The sequence below is a fragment of the Paenibacillus vini genome (assembly GCF_018403325.1).
Taxonomy (GTDB): domain Bacteria; phylum Bacillota; class Bacilli; order Paenibacillales; family Paenibacillaceae; genus Fontibacillus; species Fontibacillus vini.
Genome location: NZ_BOSL01000006.1, coordinates 236,432 through 253,068, shown reverse-complemented (window position 1 = coordinate 253,068; position 16,637 = coordinate 236,432). Strand labels below are relative to the sequence as shown.

The following is a 16,637-nucleotide window of genomic DNA, read 5'->3' as shown; positions in this document are numbered from 1 at the left end:
TACTGTCCCTCCTATGAAACGATTTTTCCGCTGACATCAAGCTTGATCATCCCATTTCAGGATGGATTGAGCAGCAGCCCCATGCCAATGACATCTACATATTTTCCATCTTGCAATTTGATTTGTTTACGCATCAGGCTCTCCTGCACAAAACCCATTTTGCGATATAATTCTATCGCCTTGCTGTTATTGGCGAATACCTCGAGGGTAATTTTTTCGATTTGACGATGTTTTTCCGCCCAATCAATGAGCGCCTGCAGCAGGGCTTTTCCGATGCCGCCTCCCTGGTAATCGCTGCGAACGCTCATACCGAAATATCCGGTATGGGAGATCCTCAGTTTATTCCCGCTGTGGAAATCAAGAAAACCGACGACTTTTCCATGCTCCTCGGCGATCAAAATGAGGCTGTTTTCTTTGTTCAAAGTTTCTTCTATCCATTCCCGTTCCATCTCGACCGTCATATCATATTCTTCCGGTACGGTGAGCAAGTAAGAAGATTCGGATGAAAGGATCGCTCGATTATAAGCGAGGATCACCTCGGCATCCGCACCGACCGCCGTTCTGATCTCAATGATTTGATTGTATTTATCCACGATTTTGATAGGTTCAAACCATCCCATACACATCTTCCTTTCCACAGAAGTTATTATTGAACTCTTACTCCGGCTACTGAGAAGGTTTGAGACAATATCTCATGTTCCCCCGGAAGCCCGTCGATTTTAATCAAGTCCCGTTCTTCGGTAAATTGAATATTCAGATCAGCGTACAGCTTTTTCCAAAAACGAACGGCCGGCTGATTATTAGCTAGCTGCTCCACATGATAGATGCCCGGGTGCATCTTGAATACTTCGTTTACCGCCTCAGCCGCCAAGTTCAGACCCCTGAACTTTTTTAGCAGGAATAATTCCTGAATCGAAAACTCCACTCCCTCAGGGGTGTAGGGTGGCGAACATACCAGCACGAATCCGGCGATCCGGTCATCGGCCCGAATCAAATAAGGATGAAGCGCTTGCTTCTCCAAGTATAGATGGTTATTGCCTTGATCGAAGCTTCCGTCCTCACGAACATCTTCCCCGGTAAACTGGGATAATTCATATAGATATAAATTAAAGAGATTGAAGAATCTTTCTTGATCACTATTCGATATGACAGATAGTCGGATTTCCATGTAATCCCCCTTCGGTTAATAAGATTAAAATTAAAGATTTTTTCCAGCCTAGGTTTATTTATCAAGACCATATCCTGTATCCGGCATGAATTCAAGAGATTTTTTTGTTAAAAGAAACCAACGAAAAAAACCGCCTCGGCCAGAGGAAAGGCTGCGGCCTTCCCGCCACAGGCGGTTTCTCACGAATTCTTTTAATTAATAATAAGACAAACGTTGCCCAGTGAACCATCATGTTTTATCATCTGTGTTCGTCCTGTATCTCCGGTTCCTTATACTTCAATCCTGCGCCAGCCAATACAGACGCGTTATTAAGCTCGAGAGACGTGCCAAACCGGTTTGATTGGATCTCGAACACCGCAACATACACTTTAGACATAAACATGCCTACGCCGATTAGCAAGGGAAGCAAGAGGATTAAAGAAAAGTTTGAGATTATAAATATTCCGAAGACGATCAAGAGAACCAGTGGATAACCCAGCAGCAAGGAAATGGTAATCACTACGTAAGGGGACGTAAGAAGAGGCCATTTTCGGTTAGATTTCTTGATTTGCTTCCTTACTTTATCTATGCCTCCGAGCTTCTTCAAAGTCATTTCCAATGCTTTGTCCGGGGAAATTCCTTGCTTGGACAGCTCTTTGATCGAATTTAGCAAATGCTCCTGTAAAGCCCTCTTTAATCGCAATGTTTTACTGTTCATGCGCTCAGGGAACAATTCTTGAAACAATGCTTCGATATCTTTCATTAACATGATCACTCCTCATGAGAGTCGTATCGTTCGATCAATTGCGATACAGCAAAGATTGAATAAAGACAGCTACAAGGATAATCAGCAAGCCAAGAATCAAAGCTTTAAAGTAACTTTTCACAAGAACGCTGAACTTCGTCTTTTCTCCGGTAATCACAAAGTAACCCGATATCCAGGCAACCACCATAGAAACCAGCGATAAAACGGACGAGAACCGAAGCAGCTTAAACAGGTACACTCTTACTGGAAGCTGAACGATTTCTTTAACCGTGGACCCGTCGTATCGGATCACTTCAGTATCTTTCAAAAAAACGATTCCGATTAACAGGCCGAGTATAAAACTATAAATTCCGCTTTTTACAATCCTTCTCTCCAAAGCAGGCATACCCCCTTGCGATTTTATGTAAGGCTGACTTCTTTCCCCTGCAGTCTGCTTACCCAGTCGCTTTTGTGAAGTTTGTATAAATGGTACTGCTCCTCGTCTATTATGATATCGTTGATCTGCTTAAATCCGCATTTCAAAATCACCTTGTTGGAGGGCAGATTTTCGGTGAGCGCCAAAGCATTCAGTACCTCGACTTCCGTATTCTCGAATAAATACCGGATGAGTCCTTGGGCCGCTTGCGTCGTGTAACCCTTGCCGCGGTAGTCCTTCGATATCGCATACATAATCTCTCTGTTCGGCTCAGGCAATTCGTCTTTAGGGCCGGTACAGCACCAACCGATGAATTCCCCTGTCTCTTTTAAAATAATACCCAGGCGAAGGCGCAAATCACCGATCCGTCCCCCGTTAGCCACCGATTCCAAAAAACGTTGGTTCTCAGGAATTTCATAGTTAATCAGCCATTCCTTCCGTTGTTCCGGGGCAACATTCCAATCAGGTAAAAATTCATAGATTTCCGGCTGCCAGGTCAGACGCTGCATTTCTTCAAAATCCTCGGCTCTGAACTCGATTAATACGATGTCCTTACATTCAATTCTAAAATGCTTGTTATCCATACCTGGCTCCTTCAAATCCTTAAAGCTTTTCTGCAACAACAATAAAACTCTTGGGGATGCCGGCATCGAACACTTCCGAAGACAGGTTGGGCAGCTCCCTTAATTCCTTTATAAATAGCCCCGTAGTAGCAATCGAAGTAATGACTTCCCCCAAAGTCCAATATCTCTGGTAAACCTTCTTGGCGGAATCCTCATCACTATATTTCGAATAAGCCACCTCACGTTCGACGACCGAATCGTCAAAGTAATTGCCGGTTACTTTATGTTTTCTAATGTTGGCGGTAGTTCCTCTGGATGAGATCAACTTCGTCGTTACCGGGTGGAAATCCTGTAATACGAAACGACCTCCCGGTTTTAAGAGCTTGGCAACCACCTCGAACAGCGGCTGAAGGTCCAGGAAATAGTGGAGAACTCCCTTTTCCATGAACACGACATCATATTCTGACGTAAGTTCATTCTGCGGCAACTGCAATACATCGGATTGGATATAGCGGATTTGAGTGCCAGCCGCTTCCGCCAATTCCTTCGCATATTTTTCGTTGTCGGCGGAAAAATCCACAACCGTGACGTTTGCGCCAAGCAGCGATAGGGCAACGGCCTTCATTCCATTGGAACCTAGTAAATTGATCATTTTCTTGCCGGCTACCTCTCCAAAATAGGGATAGATTTCGCCGATTTTCTTTTGCGGGTTGGTCTGCAGTTTTTGAGCGGCTTCACCCGGGGTTCCGAATCTCTTGATCCATGCCTCGAAAGCCCCCGTATCCCATGCTTGCTTGTTCTTTTCGTTTGATTCCATGATGTCCTCCACTTGCGCTCTAGGCGGTCCGATTTTTGCGTTTCTATAAGCTGTATTATTGAAAGTTAATGTTAGAATTCCCCGGAGCTGCTGCTTGTGTCAGCCTTTTAGAGCGTTCCGCCACCAAATCCCGGTACACTCGGGAACGATATTCGTTTTCTCTTCCCTGATTACATCACCCAACTCATCCCCGAAAAAATCACGGCATAACTGCTCCGCTTGCTCGGCTGAATCAAATGCATAATCGGTTCTTATGACTTTCGGGTTAAATCCATACTTCTGTTCCAGCGCTTCAAAATATTTTCTCAAAAAATCCGGCGGAACCGGCTCCGTGTTGCCTAGTCCTCGATGATCTCTATATTTTTTCGTTCCTGGATATAGCGTTTGATGTGATCTTTAATGTTGGGGTATAGAATGATGGAGTTCAAGTCGGCTATAGGAATCCATTTTACCGCCGTCTGATCGGGGTCCGGTGTATCGGGAAGCTTGGGAGTGGAACCCTCCTTAAGAAAACACTCAAACACTATATTTAAAGTGTGAATCTCCGATTGATAGTCACCGGATTGCTTATGGGGCGCAAACTCGTAAACGAATGCCAAAGGACCGACTTCAGCTTCCGCCATCGTCTCTTCATATAACTCTCTTAGTACACCGTCAACAAGGGTCTCGCCAGGTTCCGCTCCGCCGCCGGGAAGATTATAATGCACCCCGTGATCATCGCTGTATTCAATAAGCAAAACCTGTGCATTTTCGATAATTAAAGCGGTTGGCCTGACTCTGATATGATATGACATAAGACACCTCTTAACTTTAGTGAAGGGGGCTAAATTCCTTAAACACCCGGTTTCTTACTTCATTCAAATCTTTGCAAATAAAATCCGGCTTGATATTCTCCGGTATCCGCTTGTTTAACCGGTTAAGCCATACTGTCGCAATGCCAAGGTTCTGAGCCCCTTCCACATCGCTTGAGAGCGAATCCCCGATATGTATAACATCCTTCGCGCTTAACCCGCTTCTTCGCAATCCTTCCTCAAACAACTCCGGTCTGGGCTTATAGGCTCTCACGTCTTCACTTGTAATGACCCCGGTCACCCGAAGCTCATGGTAGGCGATGGCCTCCTTAATGTCCTCGGTATCAATATTAGAAAGTATATACACCGGGGTCTCCTGAAGGAATTGCAAAAACGGTATTGTATCTTCGTAAATCTCCGGCTTGATCCAATGGTCAAACTGCTTCTGGATGAGCTGTTCGGCCACTCCATTCGCCTGAAAGTTGTTGATTGTATCAGTTAAGGATCGAATCCCGATTTCCCGCTGAGGAAGGAATGAATCCCCATAGCTCTGCCTGAAAATACTCGAAAACCGCTGCCACCAATACCCGCCAATATGTCCGTTTTCGCAGGAAACAGAACTGCTTGCTCTGATTTCATCGCAAATGAGCGGGATAATCTCCTCGTCTTCATGAACCAGTGTACCGTAGAAGTCTAGAAATACGGCTTTAAAAGCCATGTAATCACTCCTCGGAGAGAATAGAATACATCTTAACGTCTTCGTGGACTCCCTTAACCAAAATATGCTTCCGCAATATTCCTTCGAATGTCATACCGGACTTCTCCATTACTCTGCTCGATCCGGTATTGTTTGGGTGGCATCTAGCCTCGATCCGGACCAGTTTCATCACATCAAATCCGAAGTCGATTACGCTTTTTACCGCCTCCGACATATACCCTTTTCCCCAATGTGTCCGCGCTAAGGCATAACCGATTTCCGCCTTTGAATTATGGGTATCCCATGTAATATAACCGGTTGTCCCAATAATCCGGCCCGACGCCTTATCCTCCACTCCCCATGGTGCGACCGTATTTTGTTGATATTTATCGAATACAAAATTCAAAAACCCTCTTGTATCTTCTATAGACTGATGAGAGCTCCATACCGTGTATTTCGAAATTTCTGCATCGGAACAATATTCAAACACAGCATCCTCATCTTCCGGTCTAAGCTTGCGCAATATCAGTCTTTCCGTTTCCAATACGGGGAGATTCCCGTAAACCTCTTCGATAACCATGATTATCCCTCCTTAATAAGGTCGCATTGTTAAATCCAAAAATAAACCATAATAACGCCAAGAACCAGCACAATGACCGCGGCGATATGCTAAAGACTAAAAGTTAAAATATTCTTTTATCATTTTAGCAGTCATCTCGGGTTCCAAGCTTGTATTATTTATTTTCAAGTAATTTTCACTTTTGATTTCACCCGCATTCGAATTCAGTCGGTGTTTTTCATATGAGTGAATCAGATCTCTTTCCGATTTTTCGGTGTCTCTCTTCGTTGGTTTGTTTCGCAGACGGTTCTCCGTTTTGTTTCGCCTTAAGCGTTCTTCATAGTCGGCTTCGAGCTCTACCAAATAGACGGTCCCGCCTTTAGCTTCAAAGATCTCCGAGATTTGTTCGACATAATTCCAATCCTCTTGAAGATCAAATCCCCAAACATAAGTAAATATAAGGCCATCCAAATCGCTTTTGGATACCTCTTCAAAAATCCCATGGCGAATCATGCCTACTAATCGTTTGCCGGCAGGCGTGCCGTAATCAAAAAACTGCGATACAAAATCAATGGACATATGGTTATGAAAAAGCTTAAAGCCGGTCATTGCCGCCAAGCTTTGTCCAACCGTCATTTTCCCCACGGCCTGCGGCCCAAAAATAATTACAAACTTCATACTCGCCGCCCCCATAGTTTCTTTATTTCGTAAATATTTGCCGGAGCGCCTCATCAAGGCTGCTATATTTAAATTTATAACCTGCTTTTTCTAAGCGTTCCGGAATAACCCAACGGCTCTTTAAAATTAATTCAGTTTCTGTATTAATTAAGATAGCTCCCATTTCTAGCATCCATTTTGGTGAAGGCAATCCGATTTTCGTATTCAATGCTTTTCGCAAATGACTCATTAACTCACGATTGGTTACCGGATTAGGAGAAGAACAATTAAAGACCCCGCTCAGCTCTTTCTTCTCTCTAAAAAAGAGAATAATCTGATATAGATCTTCTATATGAATCCAACTGAATTTTTGATTCCCTGAACCTTGAATCCCTCCGAGTCCAAATCTGACTAAGTTCTTGTAGGTCGGAATGACACCCCCGTCCTTCCCTAATACAATAGCCATCCTTAGAGCGACCTTCCTTGTTTCTGGCAACGTAAAAGCAAAGAAGGACTTCTCCCATGCTTTAGCCACATCAACCGAAAAACCGGATCCGATGTCCCCGCCTTCTTCGGTCATGGGTCTATCTTCAGCATGTCTATAAATCGTTGCCGTACTGGAATTAATCCAAAGGCTGGGCGGATTTTCACACTCCAGAATGGCGTCTCCGAGTATTCGGGTTGTCTCTGTTCTGGAATTAAAAATCTCTTCCTTGTTCTTCGCATTATAACGACAGTTCACGGATTTTCCCGCAAGATTGATCAACATTTCCGAATTATCGATTGCTTCTAAAATTCCCGCTTGATTATTCCAAGAAACATGACCTTCTTTCCTTGAAATGAGGATCACTTCGTACCCGGAATTCTGAAACTTTTCTTCGAGATATTTTCCGACAAACCCGGTGCCGCCGGCTAATACTATTTTTTTGGTCATGGGTATCCACTCTCTTCCCCGCCTTGAGCGATAAGATGATAACTTCAACTAAACTAAGCTCAATTTGTCGATAGCCTGCTCTTCATTGGGTAAGAAGAATAAATCTTTTCCTTTATTGCTCTCGTATATGAAATCCCTAAGACTCTTGCTTGAATACACGGAGAAGTCACCAACAATGACAATTTTAGCTTGATAGTTAATGAACTTCTGAATGATATCTCCGGCAAGTCGCGTTTTCAAATCAAAGAACTCCTCACTAACGACAGACTTCTGTAAAATAATTCGATGACATCCAACTTCATAGCTTACCGTCGCTATAAGATCCAAAGCAGATTGAACATCGCTAATTAATATTTCATCGCTATGAACTGAAGCTATTTCCACACCGTTCTTAGAAACTGTAGTGATATTCATGTTGTCCTCCCACATTCCTTACTCTTTATTCTCTTTCATATACTTTACTAATTCTTCCTCGATCTCTTCATCTAATTTGGAAATAAACTTTGGTTCGTCTTTGTTGTTATCGTATTCTTTTTGGTTCATTTCGATTTCTTGTTGAAATTTCTCCTCTTCGCGCAAGAGTCCCAGTTTTTCTCTTATTATTTTCACGTCTTCATAGATCTCTTTATTTTTCTGATACGTGCTGAATACCAGTCCGAATAAGACAATAAGGAAGATGCCCGCTCCATATGGACCTACAATATAAAAGGATAGAAATAAAATAATGGCTCCGATAACCATTCCGATGAACAACATTTTATAACCATCCCTTTTCTAGTTTCGTCTGCCTGCCTGTATAAAACGATACATCCCGTTTCGAACCCCATAATAGACTACTGACATCAGCACAAAACTTACTAATCCAACTACCCACTCATACTCGTAGATCGACCCAAAAGAAACGCTCGATTGAAGTTGATCATTTGTTTCATGACTTAGTACTATGGCAGGTTCATAATTTTTTGTAAGCAATAATCCTCGAAACATCTGAAAGCCATAATAAAATAGCAACAAGGTTACTGACACAATGATGGATTCGAGAAAAAATCGCAACTTCAATTTCATGACTATCTCCCCCCGTTTACGCGCGCCACCATAGTTATGGATGTTCCAACCATTCCTACATCTTCAAATCCAAATCGTTGGTACAGTTTCACAGCGGCCACATTGCCTGGATCGACACTTAAGGACAGTCTCTTTATTCCCCTCTGCTTCGCTTCATTAAATAAATGTTCCAGTAATGCTTTACCTATTCCTTTACCTCTGTAATCCTCCAGCAGTGCCATTCCTAACTCCGGTACATCCGCATCTATATATCCAAATCCTTTATTACTTTCATTGAAGTTACGTGCTGTGATCGACCCTATCGGCTTACCGTCCTTATTAGTCGCGATAAATCCAAAATCTCCTTCCCGCCCCCAGCCTTCAACATACTTGGAAATGAGGGGATCCTTTAAGATCTCTTTATTAAAAGGTTCCTGGCCTTCCGGAACAAATAAGGATTCATACAGCATTTCCCACATAAAAGGGATATCATTTTGAGATAAAGGTCTAATTGTATAAGACAATCTTGTTTCCCCCTAACGACATATGTATTACGTTAAACGCCTATATTTACTGATTCGTTATATAATTTCGATTTCTATAAACTCTTGCGGATTGTCTTGAATGTACGTGTTCGTACTCTCAATAAATTTCCGTGCGTTTATCTGGTACTCTTTGAAGATTGGTGATATTAATTCATTCAATTCCGTATCCCGTTCGAGATCAGCCGGGGATGCCTCTTTCCAACTTCCATCAGCTAATTTGTTTTTGAGATGTATCACGCTTTCCATTTGTTCCAATACCTTTATTAATTCATTTCCCCGAAAGAAAAGTATTCCTGTCTTTAAACCTGTCCAAGCCTTTAGGTCACCTATAAAATAGGTCGTAAACCAATAAAATTCAGCCATCGTATTGGCATGATTATGGAAGGCATAAAATAAATACAAAGCTTGCTGTCCTTCGTTTAATTGATTGAACATTTCCACTTTCGCACCAGGACTCTTCCCTCGAACTGCAAGTAACATGGGTTCGATGCACAACCAGCTAAGGTTTTCACTTTGTAAAAGCTCTTGCTTCATTCTTGTCAGCATTGCATGCTCCCTTCTTTGATTCGTTTAGATTATTTGGATGATGTCACGGGTGATTCTTCTTTCGTCCAATCCGTCGGTCCCTCAGAAACAGGGATAAACTTTCTCCAATACTCTCCCGTTTCTTTGTCAAAGATGATCACATTACTATCATTTGCCCTTATAAATTCATATCTTCCTTCATGACTACTAACTTTTTCGGTAATTACGGTTCCTTCCTCACGAAACAATCCTTGCATAAGCCCCAAAAGAATGAATCCTATAATGATCGAAACTCCTAAAATTAAACTAGATTTAGTATTAGTATTCATAACTCCCCTCCAGACTTGAATCGATTAGAATTCAATATTTATGATAGGATAGCAGATTTTCGTGGATATTTTTGGATCTCATCATTTAACCTTGATTATAACTCAATTCCATAAATCTGGAAGCACGGATTATTCACTCCAACAACAAAAATACTCCCCAATTAGTAGACAAGTTAAATCATACAACCTGTTACTAAATGGGGAGTTTGTTCATGCCTGCTAGCAAGTCTGTTGTCAATCCGTCAGGTAAATATCGCCGAAGGCGTTGATATCTTTAGCCGTGCCGATACCGCTATTGAATTCCAGCCATCCTTTACGTCCTTCTCCATCATTGTCGTTTACCAGCAATGAAAATTTGAGCTTCAGCCCCGGTTTTACCAACGTTGTGTCCAGCGTCAGCTCGTTCCATGGAATAGCGGCTTCATAAACCGTTGTTTGTTCCTTTCTGGTGATAGCAAGCTCCGTCTCAAAATAATCATCGATATTGAAACCTTGCGGTGTTATCCAGCGCCACTTGATCAATCGTCCCTTGTTGTCCATAGCCATACCCAATTCGTGGTATTCGGACGGGTTGCCGCCATTCTCATCCGCTAGGCCAATCGCGAACTGTACTCCATCCCCGCTCCAAATCTCGCTTCCGCTTGACGTTTGGAAATGCTCATCGTCGGTAACTTCCAGGGCAATATATAGATTGGCGGAATCCCAGCTTAAAAAACCTGTCGCGCCGGCATCGTCTCTCCCACGCCAATCCTTCATTTTAACGTCTTCTACTTCAAAACTGGCCTGACTACTCCATTCCTTAAGGTCCCCATCAATTTGGATATTGCTTTGTGGCTTGTCAATTTGCAACGCATGGAAAACATCCTCGCTGCTATGCAGCAGTTTTCCCGAAGCATCATATCCCCGCACCATTGACTTCCCGTTAATCAATTCCGGAATCGTGATTGCGGTACTTTCCCCCGGCCCCAGTTGTTTCAACTCGTTAGTGAAGGTCTGATTCCCTTGCTTCGTTTCGTAAGTAACTTGAAGGGAACCATTGAAAATATGCTTTGATTGGTTCGTTATGGATATCAGCGTTTTTGCTTTTTGGTCGGTGTCATCAAAATACGTTTCGAAGCTCTCTTGCAGCGGGCTCAAAACTTTAACATGGGAGACGTACCCCGGAACCGAAGCGGTCTTCTGATCATCCGGTTCCATACTTGCGAATACGGTGTAATTCCCGGGTGTTAAACCGGCAGGGACTAGGAGTGTAACATTTTCACCCACATCATTCTCCGCAAGCTCCCAACCCTCCGGTACAATAATCCGAAGAATTCCTACGCTTGAATTACGGATAAAGCTTTCCGGCAGCTTTATGCTCACGGGATCACCAGAAGCGGCGGTTAGCCCCGCGTTCGCCGGGAGTTCATCGCTCTTGGGCCCATTCATCACGTTCCACAAAAAATGCGTAATCGTCTCAACGACATCATCGATGTATTTTACGTTCTTATAATCATGACCGGCTCCCTCTATCGTGAACAGATCATGATGAATTCCTTGTTGTTCCAATGCGTCTTTTAAATCCAGGCTTTGCCGGTAAGGGATCATCGCATCGATCGTTCCATGTATAATCAGGACGGGGGGCATATTCTCATGAACGGTTTTCCCGAGCAAACCGCCGTAAATATCCACAACGGCAAATACCGGTTTAACGAGGGAAGGGTCGCTACGCAAATACTCATTGGTAAAATTCATCGCCAGGTAGCCTCCGGCTGAGTCCCCGCCGATCACGATTTTTTTGGAATCCAGTCCGTACATTTCCGCATGGTCATAAATCCACCCGATCACATCGGCAATATCCTCGTAGGCGTCGGAAAGGGTTAGCTCAAAATTCAAGAACGGATCGGTCTTTAATCTGTAATTCATGGATAATACAACATACCCGCGTTCCGCCAATTTGTTGGATATATCCACCGCATCCTCCTTGCTCCCCTCCTTGTATCCGCCACCATGAATAAAAATAAAAACCGGCCTTTGCTTATTGTTATCGCCTATCGGCTCGTACAAATCCAGACTCAGCGGTTCTTCGTTCTGTGCTTCATTCTTCTTGCTCGCATAGACGATATTGCTCTTCGTGTTTACATGGAACGCAGGCGACAGATATCTGACTTCTCGTTGCTCGTGGCTTAGGACCGCCTTCATTGAAACATCCTTATTTACGTTTGTAGTGCTGCCGATCATGGGTTGCTCCAAACTTGCATCAGGCGTGTTTATTCTCTTGTCAATCTGTCTATTCATAAACAACCCGACTCCCAAAATAAGCAATAAGCCCGTAATAACATAAATCGTCCACCTTTTCAAACCAATACCCCCATAAGAAATGAATTTGTCCTTTGTTATAAAAATTCAAATTCATTTTATGACCCGGATCTCGGATAAACAATAATGCATTCCATCGTAAATTGGGTGTAATCATACGCAAAAGGGAAAACAAAAAAACACCGGGAAATCCCGGTGTTTTAATTATTCTGACCTTTTCATTCCTGTTATTCCTTTACCTTCAATCCAAGAAGCTTGGCAAAGCCGGTCGCCTGCTCGGGAGACACGGTGCATCCCGGCAACGCGGAGACGGGAATATCGACCCGATCAAAAGTACAGGTGCTGATATCCATACCTTTAAGCGAAGTGTCCGTAAAATCCGCCTCATTTAGATCGCATTCCTGCAGCTCGACATCCTTAAACTTACATCCGTAAAAATTAGCATTCTGCAGGGAACAACCACTAAACCTCACTTGCTTCAAAGAACCCTCCACCAGATCGCTCAGATTCATCAAGCAATTCTCGAAGGTCACGAACCCCAGGTTAGCCTTGGACAGATTCACCCCGGTCAGTTTACAATCCTTGAAATGAACGCGGTGAATAATGCCCCTTTGCAGAACGGCATTGGAGAAATCGCAATTTTCCAGCACCGTATCGGTCATATCCATCCGATCAAAGGTGGTATGCGAGAAGGAACAGCCGCGAAGCAGCACCTTGGACAAAATGCATTTCTCCATAACTTCATGTTCATACTGGGCACCGTTCATCATACTGTTTACCAGCTCATGATCCGCGTCCTCAAGCAATGTTTCCAAATCAACCTCATATAAATCCGCAGGGAGCTGCGGGGACATCATTTTAATTTTTGAAGCCATCCTGATCACCTTTCTGTTGTCGGGTTACCAGCCCGTTTCTCTCTGCGATTACCGGTCTTTCGCCCGATTGTTTTCGAAGTACTTCGGCCAGTCCTTTCACATCCAGACCATCCACGGCAAAAGCGCGCCGAACCAGCTCGGGCGGCACATACTCGTCATACTTGCCGAGGTATGGAGCCTCCGCTGCATCGAGCAAAGCTTCAGGGTCATGTGCCCCGGACAGCCCGTCCCGGATGCTGGCCAGCAGACTTTCTGCGTCAGCTGTTCCGGCCACGACCATATAATACGGTTCCATCGGGACGACTTGGCGCAGTCCCATCGGTTCCGTAAGATTATGCTTCAGCAAACGCTCCAGCGTACGGAACTGCTTGCTTCCCGCCCAGGGTAAAATGAACAGCGAATTTCCGCCCGCCGGAATCACCGGACTGCGCAATAACCCGCTTTCCCGGGCCAGCCTGCGCGCCCGCTCCAGACGGTTTACCGCTCCGGGCGCCAGATAGGGATACAGCGTCTGTTCCTCCAACACCTGGCGCATTTTTTGCATTACCCGGGTATGAACGTCGCCGCCGGCTCCTAGCCAAAGGGTGTCTACCTTGCCCTTGGAAGATTTCACGTAGACCGCCTTATGCTTGCCGTCCACTTCCTCGACCTTCCAGAGCTTGCCGGCAAGCGAGAAGCAGTAGCCCGGCGGCGGTACGGTGGTAATGCTTCCGATCTCCTCCGAACCGTTATACACCACATGTTCCTCATCATCCTTGAACACGGCATAGAATCGGTAGTTGTTCACCACTTTCTCCCCGCCGAGTCCAATGATCAGCGAACCTTCCTCCGTCTGCTGGATATGGTCGGTCTGCAGCAAATATTGCAGCAGCTTCTTATATTCGTCCGGCTCAATGCCGCGAAAAGCCGGCAGAGTCAGGACCGCCCGCGCCAACTCGGCGGGCTCGGCTTCGCCGATACTCTTCAGAGTGCTCATCGTCTGATGATAGAGCACCCCGACCGGCTTCCGCCGCAGATCTAGCGGCTCCACCCAGCGCTCGCGGACGTACAGCTCGATCACGGCGATCGCCCGCAGCAGCGTCCACGGCATCCGCGCGGGCAACTGCGCCTCCTCGTCCTCTTCCTCCGCACAGAGGAACATCATCTCCGACGCCGCATCGCCCCGGCGTCCGGAACGGCCGAGCCGCTGCACAAAGCTGGAGCAGCTGTACGGCGCTCCGAGCTGGATGACCCGCTCCAGCTCGCCGAGGTTGATGCCGAGCTCCAGCGTCACTGTCGCGGCGGCCACTGCAGGACCCGGGCCGGACTTCAGCGCGGCCTCGGTCTCCTCCCGCAGCATCGCGGAAATGCTTCCGTGATGCACATGGAACACATCGCGCTCCTCCCGCTTCTCGGCGATTCGGCGCATCTCGAGCGTGGTGAGCTCGGCGTCCGAGCGGCTGTTGGTGAAGACGAGCGCTTTTTTTTGGTGGGTATGGTCATAGATGAAATTGTAATAATTCTGCTTGGCGAGTTCCAGATGCTCAGCCTCCCGTTCATCCCGGGCATCCGGGAACGAGAAATGCTCAACCGACAGCTTCAGCTTCCGTCCGCCCTGCGGCGATACCACCTCCACCGGTTGCTGGGTTCCGGCCCCAAGCCAGCGGGCGGCGGTATCATAATCGCTAAGCGTGGCCGACAGCCCTATCCGCTGCGGTGTACAAGAGGCCATCCGCTCCAGCCGGGTCAACTGGCTCAGTACCTGAATGCCCCGGTCCGCACCCATGAAAGCATGCACCTCATCGATCATAATATACCGTAGATCATGGAACAGCGCAGGAATCGCATTCGGACGGTTCATGAGCAGCCCCTCCAGCGACTCTGGAGTAATCTGCAGCACACCGCAAGGCCGTTGCATGAGCTTCGTTTTCTCCGCTTGGGATACGTCTCCATGCCAATGCCAGACAGGCACTTCCCCTTCCCTTAGCAGTTCGCTAATCCGCTCGAATTGATCATTGATCAGCGCCTTCAGCGGTCCGATATAAAGGATGCCCACCGATTCCGATGGCCGATGATACAGCTCGGTAAGCGCCGGAAAGAAAGCCGCCTCCGTCTTTCCCGATGCCGTCCCAGATGCGATCAGCAGATGATGCTGCGTATCGAACAACACTCTGCACGCTTCAACCTGGGCTTCGCGGAGGGTGTCCCATTTCTTGCGGTAAATGTATTCCTGAATGAACGGGGCCAGCCGGGCAAAAGGATTCCCCTGTTGCCCCCGATCCGCCCCTTGGCCTCGGCCTCGGTTATCGTAATGCCGATCGGATCCGCTCATAGGTCAAACTCCGCCAAAAAGTCATCGAGTTCGTCTTTGCTGCCGGAATTACCGGGAGAGCCGGATGCCAAATATTCTTGCTCACGCTCGCCCATCAGTTCCTCAAAAGTCAGTTCTTTATGCTGGTGCAGCATATGCAGCACATCCATGAAATCCCGGACTACTTCCCGGGTTGTCAGCAGTTCCTCGGCTCCAAGTCGGCCCACCGCCGCCTGCATGAAAGCAATCAGCTGCCCATCGCTCAAGCGAGGCTCATAACCGGAGTGCATCGCATGAATATTGCGCAGCTTTTGCAGCAGGATCAGAATCTCCTCATGCGACAGCATGTCCAGTCTCAGAATCGGCGAAGTATATGTCCGTCGCGAACCGCTGCTGTAACGGCCATCCATTAATCGCGACCGAAGCGCCTCATAGCTGAACAGGCCTCTGCGTTCATCCTCCACAAACTGTGGTGTTCCGCCCAGGTAAATGCCCAGGTATTGAGCTTTTCCCTGCATCGTGTCATTGAACATCGTCAGCAGCTTTTCGTAATTGCTTTGTCGGGACACGCTGTTCGTAATTTTGTACAAATTCACGCCCTCGTCGATAAACAGCAGCAATCCCTTATAGCCGATGCGCACCGCAAATTCGGACCACAGCTTCATGTAGTCGTACCAATTGTCATCATCGATAATAACGCCGACCCCCAGCTCTTTGCGCGCCTCCGTCTTGGTCGGAAATTCCCCGCGCAGCCAGCGCAGCGCCGCCGCTTTCCGGTCATCGTCCCCCAGCTTGTAGCCCGACCAGTATGCGGCCAGCACCTTGGCAAAATCAAACCCGTGCACCAGACTCTGTAATTCATTGCTGACCGCATAGATTTGGAGTTCCACCGCTTCATACAATTGCGGATCACCCGGACGCAGACCGGTGGCCTGCATTTGTTCCTGCTGGAGTCCGGCAATCCATTTTTGCAGCATGCTCTCCAAGGCTCCGCCGTCCGGTCTTGTCCGGGTAGATAAATGCATCATCAGCTCCCGGTATGTGCCCAGCCCCTGTCCTTTCGTGCCAACAAGTCTTCGCTCGGGGGACAAATCGGCATCCGCCACCACAAATTCCCGGTCCATCGCATAATTACGGATCATTTGCAGCAAAAAGCTTTTCCCGCTCCCGTACCGCCCGGTAATTAGCCGAAACGCCGCTCCGCCCTCTGCGATATTGTCCATATCTTGGAGAATCGACGCCACCTCGGCTTTTCTTCCGACCGCGATATGCTCCAGTCCGACCCGCGGCACCACTCCCGCCGTCAAGGAATTCACCAGTGCCGTAGTCAGCCGTTTAGGGATTTGCATCTGTTTCATCTCGTTATCACCTCTTGAAATCTAAAC

General features: G+C 46.5%; 20 protein-coding genes. All 20 read right to left on the bottom strand.

Annotated features, from left to right (window positions below):
- Positions 1 to 56: 56 nt before the first annotated feature.
- Positions 57 to 620, bottom strand: a complete 564-nt coding sequence (locus KJS57_RS11910) for a GNAT family N-acetyltransferase (protein ID WP_213654952.1) — start codon at positions 618 to 620, stop codon at positions 57 to 59.
- Between the two features lie 26 nt (positions 621 to 646).
- Positions 647 to 1,168 (bottom strand): GNAT family N-acetyltransferase, encoded by a 522-nt coding sequence (locus KJS57_RS11905; protein WP_213654951.1) that lies wholly within the window; start codon positions 1,166 to 1,168, stop codon positions 647 to 649.
- A 238-nt stretch (positions 1,169 to 1,406) separates the two neighbouring features.
- Positions 1,407 to 1,910 (bottom strand): hypothetical protein, encoded by a 504-nt coding sequence (locus KJS57_RS11900; RefSeq protein ID WP_213654950.1) that lies wholly within the window; start codon positions 1,908 to 1,910, stop codon positions 1,407 to 1,409.
- 37 nt (positions 1,911 to 1,947) lie between these two features.
- Entirely contained in the window at positions 1,948 to 2,289 is a 342-nt protein-coding gene (locus KJS57_RS11895) for a hypothetical protein (RefSeq protein WP_213654949.1), read from the bottom strand.
- A gap of 23 nt (positions 2,290 to 2,312) precedes the next feature.
- Complete coding sequence (locus KJS57_RS11890) at positions 2,313 to 2,912, bottom strand: GNAT family N-acetyltransferase (RefSeq protein ID WP_213654948.1); 600 nt, start codon at positions 2,910 to 2,912, stop codon at positions 2,313 to 2,315.
- Positions 2,913 to 2,931: 19 nt separating this feature from the next.
- Positions 2,932 to 3,708, bottom strand: a complete 777-nt coding sequence (locus KJS57_RS11885; RefSeq protein ID WP_213654947.1) for a class I SAM-dependent methyltransferase — start codon at positions 3,706 to 3,708, stop codon at positions 2,932 to 2,934.
- Between the two features lie 338 nt (positions 3,709 to 4,046).
- Positions 4,047 to 4,502: an NUDIX domain-containing protein gene (locus KJS57_RS11880; RefSeq protein ID WP_213654946.1), complete on the bottom strand. Its 456-nt coding sequence runs from the start codon at positions 4,500 to 4,502 to the stop codon at positions 4,047 to 4,049.
- Between the two features lie 16 nt (positions 4,503 to 4,518).
- The gene (locus KJS57_RS11875) at positions 4,519 to 5,217 is read right to left on the bottom strand and encodes an HAD family hydrolase (RefSeq protein ID WP_213654945.1); all 699 of its coding nucleotides are present in this window, start codon (positions 5,215 to 5,217) and stop codon (positions 4,519 to 4,521) included.
- Positions 5,218 to 5,221: 4 nt separating this feature from the next.
- Positions 5,222 to 5,776: a GNAT family N-acetyltransferase gene (locus KJS57_RS11870; RefSeq protein ID WP_213654944.1), complete on the bottom strand. Its 555-nt coding sequence runs from the start codon at positions 5,774 to 5,776 to the stop codon at positions 5,222 to 5,224.
- A 96-nt stretch (positions 5,777 to 5,872) separates the two neighbouring features.
- Entirely contained in the window at positions 5,873 to 6,433 is a 561-nt protein-coding gene (locus KJS57_RS11865; protein ID WP_213654943.1) for an ATP-binding protein, read from the bottom strand.
- Positions 6,434 to 6,455: 22 nt separating this feature from the next.
- Positions 6,456 to 7,346 carry a TIGR01777 family oxidoreductase gene (locus KJS57_RS11860; protein WP_213654942.1) on the bottom strand — a complete coding sequence of 297 codons (891 nt, stop codon included), beginning with the start codon at positions 7,344 to 7,346 and terminating at the stop codon, positions 6,456 to 6,458.
- A gap of 48 nt (positions 7,347 to 7,394) precedes the next feature.
- Positions 7,395 to 7,760, bottom strand: coding sequence for a DUF4180 domain-containing protein (locus tag KJS57_RS11855; RefSeq protein WP_211021245.1), 366 nt, complete (start codon positions 7,758 to 7,760; stop codon positions 7,395 to 7,397).
- An 18-nt stretch (positions 7,761 to 7,778) separates the two neighbouring features.
- Positions 7,779 to 8,102: a hypothetical protein gene (locus tag KJS57_RS11850; protein WP_213654941.1), complete on the bottom strand. Its 324-nt coding sequence runs from the start codon at positions 8,100 to 8,102 to the stop codon at positions 7,779 to 7,781.
- A 311-nt stretch (positions 8,103 to 8,413) separates the two neighbouring features.
- On the bottom strand, positions 8,414 to 8,914 hold the full coding sequence (locus KJS57_RS11845; protein ID WP_244861500.1) for a GNAT family N-acetyltransferase: 501 nt from the start codon (positions 8,912 to 8,914) through the stop codon (positions 8,414 to 8,416).
- Between the two features lie 57 nt (positions 8,915 to 8,971).
- Positions 8,972 to 9,481 carry a hypothetical protein gene (locus KJS57_RS11840; RefSeq protein WP_213654940.1) on the bottom strand — a complete coding sequence of 170 codons (510 nt, stop codon included), beginning with the start codon at positions 9,479 to 9,481 and terminating at the stop codon, positions 8,972 to 8,974.
- 29 nt (positions 9,482 to 9,510) lie between these two features.
- Complete coding sequence (locus KJS57_RS11835) at positions 9,511 to 9,789, bottom strand: hypothetical protein (RefSeq protein ID WP_211021242.1); 279 nt, start codon at positions 9,787 to 9,789, stop codon at positions 9,511 to 9,513.
- Between the two features lie 234 nt (positions 9,790 to 10,023).
- Positions 10,024 to 12,066, bottom strand: coding sequence for an alpha/beta hydrolase fold domain-containing protein (locus tag KJS57_RS11830; protein WP_213654939.1), 2,043 nt, complete (start codon positions 12,064 to 12,066; stop codon positions 10,024 to 10,026).
- Between the two features lie 248 nt (positions 12,067 to 12,314).
- Entirely contained in the window at positions 12,315 to 12,962 is a 648-nt protein-coding gene (locus tag KJS57_RS11825) for a pentapeptide repeat-containing protein (RefSeq protein WP_211021240.1), read from the bottom strand.
- A complete protein-coding gene (locus tag KJS57_RS11820) occupies positions 12,946 to 15,273 on the bottom strand; it encodes a DEAD/DEAH box helicase (RefSeq protein WP_244861499.1) in 2,328 nt (775 codons plus the stop codon). Before KJS57_RS11820 ends, KJS57_RS11825 begins: the two co-directional genes overlap by 17 nt.
- The gene (locus KJS57_RS11815; RefSeq protein WP_213654938.1) at positions 15,270 to 16,610 is read right to left on the bottom strand and encodes an ATP-binding protein; all 1,341 of its coding nucleotides are present in this window, start codon (positions 16,608 to 16,610) and stop codon (positions 15,270 to 15,272) included. Before KJS57_RS11815 ends, KJS57_RS11820 begins: the two co-directional genes overlap by 4 nt.
- Positions 16,611 to 16,637 lie beyond the last annotated feature (27 nt).

Excerpts from the sequence above, each read along its gene's own strand:
- KJS57_RS11910 (WP_213654952.1), bottom strand. The coding sequence starts at position 620 with ATGGGATGGTTTGAACCTATCAAAATCGTGGATAAATACAATCAAATC.
- KJS57_RS11905 (WP_213654951.1), bottom strand. The coding sequence starts at position 1,168 with ATGGAAATCCGACTATCTGTCATATCGAATAGTGATCAAGAAAGATTC.
- KJS57_RS11900 (WP_213654950.1), bottom strand. The coding sequence starts at position 1,910 with ATGAAAGATATCGAAGCATTGTTTCAAGAATTGTTCCCTGAGCGCATG.
- KJS57_RS11890 (WP_213654948.1), bottom strand. The coding sequence starts at position 2,912 with ATGGATAACAAGCATTTTAGAATTGAATGTAAGGACATCGTATTAATC.
- KJS57_RS11885 (WP_213654947.1), bottom strand. The coding sequence starts at position 3,708 with ATGGAATCAAACGAAAAGAACAAGCAAGCATGGGATACGGGGGCTTTC.
- KJS57_RS11880 (WP_213654946.1), bottom strand. The coding sequence starts at position 4,502 with ATGTCATATCATATCAGAGTCAGGCCAACCGCTTTAATTATCGAAAAT.
- KJS57_RS11875 (WP_213654945.1), bottom strand. The coding sequence starts at position 5,217 with ATGGCTTTTAAAGCCGTATTTCTAGACTTCTACGGTACACTGGTTCAT.
- KJS57_RS11870 (WP_213654944.1), bottom strand. The coding sequence starts at position 5,776 with ATGGTTATCGAAGAGGTTTACGGGAATCTCCCCGTATTGGAAACGGAA.
- KJS57_RS11865 (WP_213654943.1), bottom strand. The coding sequence starts at position 6,433 with ATGAAGTTTGTAATTATTTTTGGGCCGCAGGCCGTGGGGAAAATGACG.
- KJS57_RS11860 (WP_213654942.1), bottom strand. The coding sequence starts at position 7,346 with ATGACCAAAAAAATAGTATTAGCCGGCGGCACCGGGTTTGTCGGAAAA.
- KJS57_RS11855 (WP_211021245.1), bottom strand. The coding sequence starts at position 7,760 with ATGAATATCACTACAGTTTCTAAGAACGGTGTGGAAATAGCTTCAGTT.
- KJS57_RS11850 (WP_213654941.1), bottom strand. The coding sequence starts at position 8,102 with ATGTTGTTCATCGGAATGGTTATCGGAGCCATTATTTTATTTCTATCC.
- KJS57_RS11840 (WP_213654940.1), bottom strand. The coding sequence starts at position 9,481 with ATGCTGACAAGAATGAAGCAAGAGCTTTTACAAAGTGAAAACCTTAGC.
- KJS57_RS11835 (WP_211021242.1), bottom strand. The coding sequence starts at position 9,789 with ATGAATACTAATACTAAATCTAGTTTAATTTTAGGAGTTTCGATCATT.
- KJS57_RS11830 (WP_213654939.1), bottom strand. The coding sequence starts at position 12,066 with ATGAATAGACAGATTGACAAGAGAATAAACACGCCTGATGCAAGTTTG.
- KJS57_RS11825 (WP_211021240.1), bottom strand. The coding sequence starts at position 12,962 with ATGGCTTCAAAAATTAAAATGATGTCCCCGCAGCTCCCTGCGGATTTA.
- KJS57_RS11820 (WP_244861499.1), bottom strand. The coding sequence starts at position 15,273 with ATGAGCGGATCCGATCGGCATTACGATAACCGAGGCCGAGGCCAAGGG.
- KJS57_RS11815 (WP_213654938.1), bottom strand. The coding sequence starts at position 16,610 with ATGAAACAGATGCAAATCCCTAAACGGCTGACTACGGCACTGGTGAAT.